Source organism: Pseudoxanthomonas sp. JBR18 (assembly GCF_028198165.1).
GTDB lineage: Bacteria > Pseudomonadota > Gammaproteobacteria > Xanthomonadales > Xanthomonadaceae > Pseudoxanthomonas_A.
The window spans coordinates 1,125,782-1,139,344 of record NZ_CP116339.1; the positions used below are offsets into that span (position 1 = coordinate 1,125,782).

At 69.9% G+C, this 13,563-nt stretch carries 6 protein-coding genes; all 6 read right to left on the reverse strand.

Annotated features, from left to right (window positions below; all coding sequences use genetic code 11):
- Nucleotides 1-15 precede the first annotated feature (15 nt).
- Entirely contained in the window at nt 16-1,893 is a 1,878-nt protein-coding gene (locus PJ250_RS05280) for a glycoside hydrolase family 35 protein (RefSeq protein ID WP_271647506.1), read from the reverse strand.
- Entirely contained in the window at nt 1,893-4,235 is a 2,343-nt protein-coding gene (locus tag PJ250_RS05285; RefSeq protein ID WP_271647507.1) for a GH92 family glycosyl hydrolase, read from the reverse strand. The genes PJ250_RS05280 and PJ250_RS05285 overlap by 1 nt, the downstream gene beginning before the upstream one ends.
- 88 nt (nt 4,236-4,323) lie before the next feature.
- Nucleotides 4,324-5,769 (reverse strand): glycoside hydrolase family 125 protein, encoded by a 1,446-nt coding sequence (locus tag PJ250_RS05290; protein ID WP_271647508.1) that lies wholly within the window; start codon nt 5,767-5,769, stop codon nt 4,324-4,326.
- 52 nt (nt 5,770-5,821) lie between these two features.
- Complete coding sequence (locus PJ250_RS05295) at nt 5,822-8,428, reverse strand: glycoside hydrolase family 3 C-terminal domain-containing protein (RefSeq protein ID WP_271648538.1); 2,607 nt, start codon at nt 8,426-8,428, stop codon at nt 5,822-5,824.
- Nucleotides 8,429-8,457: 29 nt separating this feature from the next.
- Entirely contained in the window at nt 8,458-11,097 is a 2,640-nt protein-coding gene (locus tag PJ250_RS05300) for a beta-mannosidase (protein ID WP_333909518.1), read from the reverse strand.
- Between the two features lie 56 nt (nt 11,098-11,153).
- Complete coding sequence (locus PJ250_RS05305; RefSeq protein ID WP_271647509.1) at nt 11,154-13,559, reverse strand: beta-N-acetylhexosaminidase; 2,406 nt, start codon at nt 13,557-13,559, stop codon at nt 11,154-11,156.
- Between the last annotated feature and the right edge of the window lie 4 nt (nt 13,560-13,563).

A 13,563-nucleotide genomic window follows, 5' to 3' on the forward strand; every position in this document is an offset into this window, starting at 1 on the left:
ACGGTGGGCGCCACCTCAGGGCGTAGACGCCTTCGGTGGGTCGATCCACACCGGATGCGCCACGCCGGCGAGCTGTGGCGTGGCCGCCGTGTCCAGGTCGAAGACCACCACCGTGTTGTCGCCCGTCCGCTGCCAGGCGCCGGGAAAGTACAGCGCCGCCTGCGGGCCGATCTTCCACACCCGGCCCAGGTTGTGGCCGTTGGCCCACAGCTGGCCCTGGCCGAAGGCGCGCGTGTCCAGATAGGTGTCGCCGGGATGGGCGATGCGCAGCGTGCCGCGGTGGAAGGCCGGGCCGGCGACCGGCTGCCGGGTCCAGCCACGCACCGCGTCCGGGTCGTCCATCGGCAGCGGGAAGGTGTCCCAGCCCTTCACTGGAACGCCGGCCAGGAACACCGGGCCGACCAGTCCGGCGCGGCCATCGGCCAGGTGCGGGCCGTAGTTCACCCGGCCGGTGTTCTGCACCAGGACCTCCAGGGTGTGCTCGCCAGCGGGAATGTCGACGTCCACCTCGACCTGCTTGAGGCGGCGCTCGGCCGCACCGACGTCGCGGCGATCGACGTAGATCCGCGCCGCATCGCGTACTTCGCCCAGGTACAGCGCGCCGTGGACCGGACCGGTGACGCGGGTGCGGTAGAGGATGGCGCCGTAAGCCTGGCCGACCTGTTCCATCGGCAGCGGATCGGCGGCGTGGTGCGGCGCGGGCAGGTTGTCCCAGAGCGAGGCCGCTTCTTCCAGCCGCACCGTCGGCAGTGCCTGCAGCGGCGCCTGCGCCGGCAGGGGCGGCGGCGTGTGGCCGGTGGCCGTGGCGATCACCTCGCGGAACAAGGCGAACTTGGGCGTCGGCCGGCCCGCCTCGTCCAGCACCGCGTCGTAGTCGTAGCTGGTGATGTCCGGCGCGTAATGGTCGGCCGGGCCACCCTGAAAGTTGGCCCCGGCCATGTAGCCGAAGCTGGTGCCGCCGATGAACATGTACAGATTCACCGAAATCCCCTGCCCCAGCATCCAGGCCAGTTCGTCGGCCTGCTGCCGCGCATTGGTGTGCGCGTGCGCCTCGCCCCAGTGGTCGAACCAGCCGGCCCAGTATTCGCCGGCCATACGCGGCTGCCCGGGACGCGCCTTGGCCAGCGTCTCGAACGCGCCGCGCGCCTGCCCAGGGGCGAAGTTCACCGTCGCCAGCGTGCCGGGCAGCGTGCCGTTGGCCAGCATGTCCGCCCCATCGGCGGTGAACAGCAGCGCCTGGTCGAAGCCGGCTTCGACCAGCATCTTCCGGGTGTCGCGCATATAGGCGTGGTCGTTGCCGTAGGAGCCGTATTCGTTTTCCACCTGCACGGCGACGATCGGCCCGCCATGACCGTTGAGCAGCGGCCGCACCTGGTCGGCCAGCGCCTGCAGGTAGCGCCGCTCGGCGGCGAGGAAGCGCGGATCGCGCGAGCGCACCTGCAGCGTGGGATCGGCGAACAGCCACGCCGGATAACCCCCGGCATCCCACTCGGCGCAGGCGTACGGCCCGGGACGCAGGATCACATTCAGTCCCTGCGCGGCGGCGGCGCGCACGAAGGCGGCCACATCGTTGTTGCCGCTGAAGTCGAACCGCCCCGGCTGCGGCTCCACCGCATTCCAGAACACGTAGGTCTCCACCGTGTTGAGCCCCAGCGCGCGCGCCTTGCGCAGGCGGTCGTCCCAATCCGCGCGCGCGATGCGCTGGAAGTGGATCGACCCGGAAATCACCTGGTAAGGCTGGCCGCCGCGTACGAAATGGTCGCCTTCGATGCCCAAGCGCGGCCACGCCGGCGTGGCGCCGAACGCCGGTCCGGCCAATGCCGCCAGCAGCAGCGCCAGTCCGAACAACGCCAACGCCAGTCGCGCCAGCGCGGTGTGACGCCATCCAGCCATCATGCGAACGACGGCGGCAGGTCTTTGCCCGAGGCGCCGAAGGCCTTGTTCGGCTCGGGCCCCATCACGAAGGACAGCGTGCCGCCCGCGGCCAGGTCGGCATGCTTGAGCCAGCTGCGCGTGGTCGGCGCCCCGTTCCAGGCCAGCGACTGCACATAGACGTTCTTGTCGCTGTTGCCGCTGACTTCGATGCGCAGGGTCTTGCCTTGGCCCACCTCCACCGTGGCCCCATCGAACAGCGGGCTGCCGACCACGTAGTGGCCACTGACCGGATCGACCGCGTACAGGCCGAGCGCGCTGAGCACGAACCACGCGCTCATCTGCCCGCAGTCCTCGTTGCCCGACAGGCCGTTGCGCGCATCGTGGTATTGCTCGACCAGCAGCCGGCGCACCATCGCCTGGGTCTTGTAGGCCTGTCCCGCGTAGGCGAACAGATAGGCCACGTGGTGGCTGGGTTCGTTGCCATGCGCGTACTGGCCGACCAGGCCGTCGATGTCCGGCGGCGCATCGGGGGGTAGCTCGGAGCTGGTGGTGAACAGTTCCTCCAGCTTGGCGGCAAACACCTCGCGCCCGCCGAACAATTCCATGTAGCCGTACAGGTCGTGCTGGTTGAGGAAGGTCGCCTGCCAGGCATTGGACTCGGTGAAGTCGCGCCACCGCTTGCTGTGGCCGACCGCGCGCGGATCGAACGGCTGCGCCCAGCTGCCGTCGGACAGGCGCGGCTGCATGAAGGTGCTCTCGCGGTTGAACAGGTTGCGGTAGTTGCGCGAGCGCTCGCGCAGCTTGCGTGCCTCGCCATGGGCGCCGGCTGCGTCGGCCAGGTGCGACACGGCCCAGTCGTCGTAGGCGAACTCCAGGGTGCGGCTGACCGCCTCGTCGACCTTGTCGCTGGGGATATACCCCAGCTCGCGGTACAGCGCCAGGCCATGAAAATCATCGTCCATCGCACGCTTGCGGTACTGCTTCCACGCGGTCTTGTAGTCGATGCCGGTGAAGCCCTTGGCGTGCGCCTCGGCGATCACCACCGCCGAGTGGTAGCCGATCATGCAGTCGGTCTCCACGCCTTGCAGCGGCCAGATCGCCACGCCGGCCGGCGACTGCCCGTTGCCACGCACCAGGCATTGCACCAGGTCGGGCACGCGCGCGGACTGGACCAGGGTGAACAGCGGATGCAGCGCGCGGTAGGTATCCCACAAGGAATAGGTGCTGTAGTTGTGCTGACCCTGCGGCAGCTGGTGCACTTCCTGGTCCATGCCGCGGTAGCGGCCATCGACGTCGCTGAAGAGCGAGGGCGCGATGCAGGTGTGGTAGAGGCTAGTGTAGAACACGCGCCGGTGCGCATCGTCCTCGGTCTGCACGCGGATGCGGCCCAGCTCGGCTTCCCAGGCCTGCACCGCCTCGGCGTGCACGCGGGCGAAGTCGAAGTCCGGCAGCTCGGCATCCAGGTTGGCCAGCGCGTTCTCCGCACTCACCGCCGACACGCCCACCTTGACCAGCAGCGGACCTTCGCCGGCATCGGGGTAATGCAGCGCGGCCTTCAGGCAGGTGCCCGCCGACTGCGTGGTGCCGTCGGCCAGGGGCGCATCATCGCTGTAGAGCTGGGCGCTGGCGAAGGGGCGCGACAGGCGCATGGCGAAGTAGATGTAGCGACCGCTGGCCCACTGGTGCACGCGGCGCCCGCCCATCAAGGTCTGCGCATCGACCACCTGCAGGGTGGCATCGCTGACACGCGTGGGCACGCCTGGACGGTCCTGCATGCCGTGGAACAGATCCAGCAACAGGTGACCGGCCGCGCCCTTGGGGAAGTGGTAGCGATGCAGGCCGGCGCGCTGTGTCGCGGTCAGCTCTGCGTGGATATTGTCGTCCTGCAGGCGCACCCGGTAATAGCCGGGCGAAGCGGCCTCGTCGTCGTGGTCGTAGCGCTGGCGGTAGCCGCTGTCGGGGTCGTCCAGTTCCCCCGGTTTCAACTGCACGGGCCCGGTGGACGGCATCACCAGGAAATCCAGCATGTCGCCGATGCCGGTGCCCGACAGGTGGGTGTGCGAGAAGCCCATGATCGAGTGGTTGTCGGTGTGGTAGCCGCCACACGAATCCCACACCGCGTTGTAGGTGTCCGGACTGAGCTGGACCATGCCGAAGGGCAGCGTCGCGCCGGGGAACACGTGCCCGTGCCCACCGGTGCCGATGAAGACGTCCACGTGGCGGGTCAGGTCAGGCTCCACGCGGCGATCGGCAGGCAGCGCGTAGTTGCCGGCGCGGGCGAAGGCGCGGCCGGCCAGTCCGGTACCGCTGAGCAGGGCCAGGGCGATGGCGCCCTGCAGGAACGTGCGTCGTGTGGCCATTGCGAAGAAGTCCTCGTGGAGCGGTGTTGGTGTGGGAGCCGCCATGGTGGCGATGGCAAGCACGGGGGAAGCCATCGCCGCCCACGGATCAGGCGCGCAGCAGTTGCGGCCGGGTCTGGTGGAGATGGACGACGAGTTCGCCGAACAGCGTGTTGGCCCAGGCGAACCAGGCGCGGGTGAAGTGCGACGGGTCGTCCTGGTCGAACGCCTCGTGCATGAAGCCAGTTCCGTTGTCGGTGGTCTTGAGCCACTGCAGGCACTGGCGGATCTGCGCGTCGTCGTCGCTGGTGAAGGCGTACAGGATGATCGCCATCGGCCAGATCATCCGCAGGCCCTCGTGCGGGCCGCCGATGCCCTGCGCCGCCGTGCCCTGGAAGAAATACGGGTTGCGCGGGCTCCAGGCCAGCGCGCGGGTACGCTGGTAGACCGGGTCGTCGCGATCGACGCAGCCCAGGTAGGCAAGGCTCAGCAGGCCCGGCGCGTTGGCGTCGTCCATGAACAGCTGGTTGCCATAGCCGTCGACTTCGTAGGCCCAGTGCGTGCTGCCGTCGGCGTCGCGCTGCAGGCCGGCCTTGCGCGTGGCCTGTTCCACCTCGTCGGCCAGGGCGCGGCACTGCGCGGCGAAGTCCGCATCGTGGTGGATCGCCGCGCTCATCTGCGCCAGTTGGCGCAGCACGGTCACCGCGAACAGGTTGGCCGGCACGAACAGCGGATACAGGCAGGCGTCGTCGGACGGGCGGAACATCGAGTGGATCATCCCGTTGGGCCGGGTCGGATTGCCGTAGCCGTCCAGGAACTGGCTCTCGGTCGGGATCGGCGAGGGTCGCTGGAAGCGATACGGCCCCGGACCGTCCTTGCGCTGCTGCTCACGGAAGGTCCGCACCACCAAGGCCATCGCCGCGCGCCAGTCGTCATCGAACGGCGCGGTGTCGCCGGTCGCCTGCCAGTAAGCGTGTGCCAGGCGGATCGGATAGCACAGCGAGTCGACCTCCCATTTGCGCTCGCCCACGCCGGGCTTCATCTCGGTGTCGTCGCTGACCGCCCACTTCAGCCGCTGGCCGTGTGGGTCGGGCAGGAAGGCATTGGCATAGGGATCGATGCGGATGCACGCGGCCTGGCGCTGGATCAGGCCATGGAACATGCGCCGCAGCGCCTTGTCGCCGCGCGCGAGGGGAATGTAGGGATGCACCTGGGCGGAGGAATCGCGCAACCACATCGCGTCGATGTCACCGGTGATGACGAAGGTGTCCGGCTTGCCGTTGAGGGTGCCGATCTCCACCGTGGTATCCAGCGTGTTGGGGTAGCAGTTCTCGAACAGCCAGGCCAGCTTGGGATCGGCGATGCCGGCCTTGACCGTGCGCAGCTGACGCTCGACCGCCTCGGAGGTGAAGCGGCGCTTGCCCGGCGCCGGGCGCTGGCTGGTCAAGCCCGCGGCGGTGACCGGAGCGGCGGCCCAGCCTGGCAGGGCCGCGGCCATCAGGCCGGCCCCGGCGCTGGCGCCGAGCAGTTGCAGGATGTCGCGACGGGTAGTCATGGGGCTCTCCTGGAGCGGGACGGCGCGGGCCATGCCGCGCCAGGACACGGGCTTACTTGGGCAGCGCGGCGCTGCCGGTGATCGAGAAGGCGACATCCCCGCCAGGCGCGCCGGTGCCGGGTTGACCACCACCGACGAACACGCGGTAGTCGCCGGGCTGGACCGCGCGGTCGCCATTGGCGGCCACGCTGCTGAGCGCACGCGCATCCAGCTCGAAGGTCAAGGTGCGCGACGCACCCGGCTTGAGATGCACGCGCTGGAATCCCACCAGGCTGCGCAGGGGCGCGCCGTCTGCCTGCGGTGGAACCAGATAGACCTGGGCCACCTCGTCGCCGGCCCGCGCGCCGGCGTTGCGCACGGTGGCGGTCACCCGCAGCGACTGCCCGGCGCGCAGCGTGGTGGTCGACAGCTGCGGCGCGCCATAGGTGAAGCGCGTATAGCTCAGCCCGTAGCCGAACGGATACAGCGGCGTGCCGCTGAAATAGCGATAGGTGCGGCCCTGCATGTCGTAGCTGATGTACGGCGGCAGCTCGCGGGTGGAATGGTAGAAGGTCACCGGCAGGCGCCCGCCGGGACTGATGTCGCCGGCCAGCGCCTGGGCCACCGCGGTGCCACCGGACTGGCCCGGGTACCACGCGGCGATGATGGCGTCGGCATTCGCCTTGGCCCAGTTCAAAGCCACTGCGCCGCCGCTCATCAGCACCACGACCAACGGCTTGCCGCTGGCCTTGGCGCGGGCCAGCAACGCCTCCTGGCTGGCTGGCAGGCCAAGGTGGGTGCGGTCGCCACCATCGAATCCGGGCACGTCCACCTGCAGCTCCTCACCCTCCAGATCGGGCGAGAGGCCGACGAAGGCCACCACCGCGTCGGACTGGGCGATGGCCGCATCGGCCTGGGCCAGCTGGGCGTCGGCAGGCGCCAGCCACTCCAGGCGCAGCCCCTGGTCCTGGCCGCGGTGCTCGATCTCCAGGCGCAGGTCGTGCGGGCGGGTATCGTCGAAGTGCAGCGTGACCTGCACGTTGCGGCCGTCGGCGTTGTGCACCCCTGCGGCCACGCGCTTGTCCTCGGCGTTGCCGGCGATCACGCGCTTGCCGTCCACGTACAGACGCACCGGGTCGTGGCCACTGCAGTCGAAGCAGCGCGCCACGCGCACGGCCAGGGTGTAGTCACCCGCGGCCGGCGGCAGCAGCTGCCCGGTCCAGCGCACCGCGTACCGGTCCGGGTCCACACCCGGCGCCGGCGCCACGTGGTCCCAGTTGAACATCACCACCCGGTCCTGGCGCACCACCTTGGGCGTGCCGGCAAAGTCCAGGTTGTCGAAGTACTCGCCCTTCAAACCGGGCTGGCCATCGCTGCGCAGCGCGGTCTCGGGAATGGTGCCGGGCACCTGCGCGGCCAGCGCCGCGCCCTGCGCGTAATGCACCCGGTCGGCGCCGAAACGCGCGCGCAGGCCCAGCAGCGGGGTGACCGGATTGGCCGAAGTGCCCTGGTAGTTGGCTTCCAGCGCGGTCAGCGCATCGGCGTCCGGGCCGATCACCGCCAGCCGCGTCCCCGGCTTGAGCGGCAGCACGCCGGCGTCGTTCTTGAGCAGCACCAGCGATTCCTGCGCGGCCTTCAACGCCAGGGCCTGGTGGGCCGGGCTGTCGATGTCGGCCGCGCCCAGGTGGGCATAGGGGTCCGGGCGCTGCGGATCCAGTTCGCCCAGCCGGTAGCGGGCGGTGAACAACCGCACCAGGGCACGGTCCAGCGTGGTCTGGTCCACCTCGCCACGGGCAATGGCCTGGGTCAGGCTGGCGTTGGCATAGCCGCAATTCAGGTCATGCCCGGCCTTGAGCGCGGCGGCCGCGGAACCGGCGTTGTCCAGGGCGAAATGGTGGAAGTGGGTCATGTCATCGATGGCGTCGCAGTCGGACACCACGAAGCCGGTGAACCCCCAGTCGCGCCGTGCCTTGCCATTGAGCAGCCAGTCGGCCGCGCACACCGGCGTGCCGTGCAGCGCGTTGTAGGCGCACATCACCGACTGGGCCTGGCCCTGCACCAGCGCGGCGCGGAAGGCGGGGGTGTAGGTCGCCTCGATGTCGCGCGGCGAGGGGTCGGCATCGAACCCGTGCCGGCCTGGCTCCGGCCCGCTGTGGGCGATCATGTGCTTGGGCGTGGCGATGGCGCGTGGATGCTCCAGGTCATCGCCCTGCAGGCCCTGGACGAAGCCGACCGCCAGCTGCCCGGTCAGGGTCGGGTCCTCGCCGTAGGTCTCCATGCCCCGGCCCCAGCGCGGGTCGCGCAGGATGTTGATGTTGGGCGACCAGATGGTCAGGCCCTGGTAGCGGGTGTGGTCGTGTCCAGGCCCACCGGCCAGGTTGAACTTGGCCCGGGCCTCGGTGGAGACGACCGTGCCCACGTCCTTGAGCAAAGACGCATCCCAGGTCGCGGCCAGGCCGATGGCCTGCGGGAACACCGTGGCCGTGCCGTTGCGAGCGATGCCATGCAGGCCTTCGCTCCACCAGTCGTAGGCCGGCACGCCCAGCCGCGGGATGGCCGGGGCCGCGCTCATGCTCTGGGCGACCTTTTCTTCCAGCGTCATCCGTGCCACCAGCGCGGTGGCGCGGTCCTGGGCCTGGTCGGCCAGCGCCGCCGGTATCACGGCCAGCAGCGTGGCCAGCGTGGCCAGACGCGAGGCGGGCCGGCGCTTCACTTGGCCTGCGCCGGTTCGGCCGGGGCGCCTTGCAGGGTCGAGGCCACGTCACGCAGCTGCAGCCCGGCCCTGAGCGCGTCCAGCGATGCGCTGCTGCGCACGTGCACCGTCGCAGGCGTACCGGGCAGCAGGTCGAAGGCGTTGTCCGAGAGCGTGGCGTCGATGTCGCCGAAGGACAGCCACAGCTCGCGCGCCAGCACCGGGCTGGTCAGCGTGACCGCATAGCCGCCCTGCTCGGCCTGCCACTGGGCGGCCACCTGCGGGATCGGCAGGTCCAGGTGCTTGGCCGCGTCGAAGTACACGCTCTGCCGCGACAGCACCGTGTCCCCATCCAGCAATTCGAACACCGCCAAGCTGGTCTTCGGGTCGGCGCCCTTGAGCAGATCGGCGTCGGCGAACTGCCCAAGCTGGGTGCTGCTCAACGCCGGCAGCGTCAACGCATGGGTGTCGGTGGACAGCAGCTTGCCGTGGAAGTCCATCACCCGTACGCGCCAGCGTGCGGCCAGCGGTGTGGTGCGGTCGGAGACCAGGGCCACTTGGGTCTGTCCGTCCTTGCGCAGCGCGGCGACCAGCTCGGGCGCGAAGAAACGCCGCGCGTGGTACTGCAGCGCCTTCCAGCGGCCCTCGTAGTCCACGCTGGACCAGGAAATCACCGGCCACACGTCGTTGAGCTGCCAGAACAGCGTGCCCATCGTGCGTGGACGCGAGGCGCGATGGTGTTCGGCCGCGATCTGGATGCCTTCGGCCTGCATCAGCTGGCTCAGGTAGACCAGGCTGGCAAAGTCCTTGGGTTCGCCGAATTCGCGGCGGATGTAGAGCAACTGGCGCGCGTTGCCACGGCCGTGGTCCCACTTCTGGTGGGCCTTGATGGCCGGCGTCTCCAGGCTGAGCGGGCCGTCGCCGGCGAAGTCACGCACGGTGCGCATGTCCGGGAAGGACTGCAGGCCATACTCGGACATGAAGCGCGGGGTGACGTCCATGTACTGGGTCACCGGATAGGCCGGGCCACCCCAGACCTGCCAGTAATGCATGTCGCCGTCGTCGGTCTGGTTGGCATCGGTGTCCAGGTCGGTGCCGGGCGAGGTCGCCCAGTACGGCACGTTCGGGGAATAGCGGGTCACCACATCGCGCAGGACCGAGCCGAACAGGTTGTCCATGCCGCGCTCGATGCGGCTGCGTTCGGCCGGATCGATCGACGCCTGAAGCTTGGCGCTGTCGCCCATGCCCTCCCAGCCGACCTGGACCTCGTTGTTGCCACACCACAGCACGATGCTGGGATGGTCGCGCAGGCGCATGACCTGATCGATCGCCTCCTGGCGGGTGTTCTCGCGGAAGGCGCGGTCATAGGGCGGGATGCCGCCGCCGAACATGAAGTCCTGCCAGACCATGATGCCCAGCGCGTCGGCCGTCTCGTAGAAGCGGTCGCTCTGGTAGATGCCGCCGCCCCAGATGCGCACCATGTTCATGTTGGCATCGCGGGCATCCTGCAGGGTGCGGCGGATCGTGGCCTCAGTGACCCGGCTGGAGAAGCTGTCCAGCGGGATCATGTTGGCGCCCTTGGCGAAGATCGGGATGCCGTTGATCACGAACTCCATGCCGCGGCCCCACTGATCCTTCTCCCGGCGCAGCTCCACGCTGCGCAGGCCGGTCACGCGGCGCGCCTGCTGGGTATCGCCGGCGGCATCGGTGAGGCGGGCCACGAAGGTGTAGCGATCCTGCGCGCCATAGCCAGCCGGGAACCAGCGGCGCGGATGGGCGATGCGCACCGGCAGATCGATCCTGTTGCGGCCCGGGTCGAGCACGCGCTGCTGGGTGAAGGTGGTCACCGGCTTGCCGTCGGGATCGAGCACCTGCAGTTCCACCGTGGCCGTCCCGCCCCGTGTGGCCTGCACGGTGAGCTGGGCCTCCAGCTGGGCCGCCTCGGCATCCACGCGCCGCTGGTCCACGTGCAGGTCATCCACGCGTGCCTCGTCCCAGGCCTGCAGCGCCACCGGCTTCCATGGGCCGGCGGTGACCAGACGCGGGCCCCAGTCCCAGCTGAAGTGGTACGGCGCCTTGCGCAGATAGATGGAACTGTTGCGTCCGGCCGGCTCGTCGCCGAAGGCCGAGTCATACGTGCCCGGCAGGGTGTAGGGCTGCTTGGCCAGCCATGGGCGCAGGGCTTCGATCGGCGAGCGGAAGGTGATCTCCAGGGTGTTGGCGCCGCGCTTGAGCAGCGGCTTGGCATCCACCGTCCAGCGCCGGAACATGTTGTCGGCGTCGAGCACCTTGCGCCCGTTGAGCGTGACCTGGGCCAGCGTGTCCAGGCCTTCGAACACCAGTTCCACATGCTGGCGCGCCAGGGTATCGGCATCGACGTCGAACTGGGTGTGGTACTGCCAGTCACTCAGGCCCACCCACTGCACCCTGGCCTCGTTGTCGCCCTTGAACGGGTCCGGCATCAGGCCGGCGGCCATCAGATCGGTCTGGACCACGCCAGGCACCTGCGCCTTGACCCATTGCGCCGCCTGCGGGTGGTCCTTGGCCTGGGCCTGTCCGGGGGCCAGGCGCAGCTGCCAGCCGGCATCGAGCATGCGCGTGGTCGGCGCGGCTGCCTGGGCCGGGCCCAGCCCGGCCAGCAGGCCGAAGCCCAGCATCACGCGTGGCAGCAGGGACGGAAGGCGGATCGACATGAGCAAGGGACTCCTTGGGTTCAGTGCGCGCCGGCCGGCGGCGCGGACGAGGCCGGGATCAGGTGGACCGCGCCAATCGCATACAGCGGGCCGGTGATCGGGGCGGTATAGCGCAGGCACAAGGCGTGGGTCCCGCTGCGGGGCGTCATGGCGGCCTCCAGCGGAAACTGTTCGCCCAGCGTCTCGCCATCGGGCAGCGGGATGCGCGCCAGCAGCGGCCCATCGCACTGGTCCTGGTAGATCTCCAGCGCGCCGCGCGGGGTCTTGCCGGCGTACTGCACGACCTTGGACTGGTCGTGGGCCAGGCCGAAATTGCGCGCCAGCCGCGCTGCTTCCACGCGCAGCGTGCCGATGTGGTCAAGCGACCGCTTGGGTGTCATCCAGCAGGCGTGGAACAGGTCCACGTCGAACACCGGGGTGTCGGCGGCAGTCAGGTCCGGCAGCAGCGGCAGGCGCAGGCCCAACGCCCCTTCCGGGCAGGCCAGCAGCGCGTGGCTGGCCACGATCAGGCCCGCGGCATCGTCGAAGCGCCGCGTGCGCGTGGCCGCCAGCGGCAGGCCGGTGTCGGAGAACACCGCCGCGTTGACGGTCACCGGCAGGGTGACCGGCACCGGCGCGTCGTAGCGCGGCGAGTCCATCGTCGGCGTGCTGCCATCGGTGGTGTAGTGGATCTGGCCGAACTGCACCTGGTTGTCGAGCACGACCTTGGCCGGCTGGCCTTCGCGCGCGGCGGCCGCCTCGTCCTGCAGGGCGATGTCGGCGGCGAAGGCCGTGTCGCTGGCCTGGATGTCCAACTGGCGATAGCGCTGCAGCTGCGCCGGCAGGCGCGCCAGGAAGCCCTCCCAACCGCGCGCCGAGGTCGGAGACCAGGCGATCTCGGCCACTGCGTCCAGACGCGGGAACAGGGCGTGGTCCACATGCCACGGCGAGGTCACGTATTCGGTCCACAGCGCCCCCTGCACGCCCAGGACATGATGGCGCTGGTCGGCGGTGAGCTCGGTCGGCACCGGGTCGAAGCCGTAGACCTTGGACAGCGGCAGCACGTCGCGCTGACCCGCGGGCTCGTCGGCCCGTCCGGTTTGCGGATAGTTGAAATACATCCAGCCGGCCGGGGCCAGGACCACGTCGTGGCCCTTGCGCGCCGCATCGACCGCGCCGTCGACCCCGCGCCAGGACATCACCGAGGCGTTGTCCGGCAGGCCGCCTTCCAGGATCTCGTCCCAACCGATCAGGCGCCGGCCGTGCGCGCTCAGGTAGGCGGCCAGCTGCGCGTTGAACCAGCCCTGCATCGCGTGGGCATCCTTGACGCCCAGGCGCTTCATCTGCGCGCGGATGGACGGCGAGGCTTCCCACTGGTCCTTGATCGCCTCGTCGCCGCCGATGTGGATGTAGGTCGAGGGAAACAGCGCCAGCACTTCGTCCAGGACGTGCTCGATGAACTGCATGCTGCGCGCATCGGTGGACAGCAGATAGGGATTGACGCCCCAGTCCACGCCGACCTGGGTCTTTACGCCATCCACCCCGACCTGGTCGGGATAGGCGGCCACCGCCGCCTGCATGTGCCCGGGCATGTCGATCTCGGGCAGCACGGTGATGTGGCGCGTGGCGGCGTAGGCCACGATGTCGCGCACCTGATCCTGGGTGTAGAAACCACCGACCCGCTCCGGCACGTCCTGGGTGCCCGCGCCCGGCGGCGTGCGCCAGGCACCGACGTCGGTGAGCTTGGGATAGCGCTTGATCTCCAGGCGCCAGCCCTGGTCGTCGGTCAGGTGCCAGTGGAACACGTTGAGCTTGTGCTCGGCCATCGCGTCCAGGACGTGCTTGATCGTGTCCACGTCCATGAAGTGGCGCGACACGTCCAGGTGCTGTCCGCGCCAGGCGAAGCGCGGCCAGTCGCGGATCTGCACCACCGGCACCTGCGCCGCGCCGTGTCCGCCATCGCTGGTCAGCAGCTGCCAGGCGGTCATCGCCCCGTAGTACACGCCGGCCGCATCGCGCGCGATCACCGTGAGGCCTTTGGACGTGACGTCCAGCGCATAGCCTTCGGCCTGGGTGACCGGGGCGTTGGCGTCGGGCTGCAGGCGCAGGCTGCCGGGCGTCGGCGTGTTCTCGGCCCGCACCGACAGCACCAGCCCGCGCGTACGCTGGATCAACGCGGCCAACTGATCGGCGCTCTGCCGGGTCTGGGCGTCATCGACGGGGATGGAGATCACCGTGCCGGCGCCGATCTCCAGACGACCCTGACCGGGCGTGAGCTGGACTGGCGCGGGGATCAGCGACGGCGGTGCCGCGATGGCGGCGTCGGTCGCCGCGGGTGCCGGGCCTGACCCAGGCTGTGGCGCGCGAGCGCAGGCCACCAGGGCCAGCCCCAGCACGAGCGCGGACCAGCGTGGCAGGCGACGCAGACGGAACGAGCAGGACGACATCGGC

Bases quoted from the DNA above. Each gene is read 5' to 3' on its own strand.
- PJ250_RS05280 (WP_271647506.1), bottom strand. From the start codon at position 1,893: ATGGCTGGATGGCGTCACACCGCGCTGGCGCGACTGGCGTTGGCGTTG.
- PJ250_RS05285 (WP_271647507.1), bottom strand. From the start codon at position 4,235: ATGGCCACACGACGCACGTTCCTGCAGGGCGCCATCGCCCTGGCCCTG.
- PJ250_RS05290 (WP_271647508.1), bottom strand. From the start codon at position 5,769: ATGACTACCCGTCGCGACATCCTGCAACTGCTCGGCGCCAGCGCCGGG.
- PJ250_RS05300 (WP_333909518.1), bottom strand. From the start codon at position 11,097: ATGCTGGGCTTCGGCCTGCTGGCCGGGCTGGGCCCGGCCCAGGCAGCC.
- PJ250_RS05305 (WP_271647509.1), bottom strand. From the start codon at position 13,559: ATGTCGTCCTGCTCGTTCCGTCTGCGTCGCCTGCCACGCTGGTCCGCG.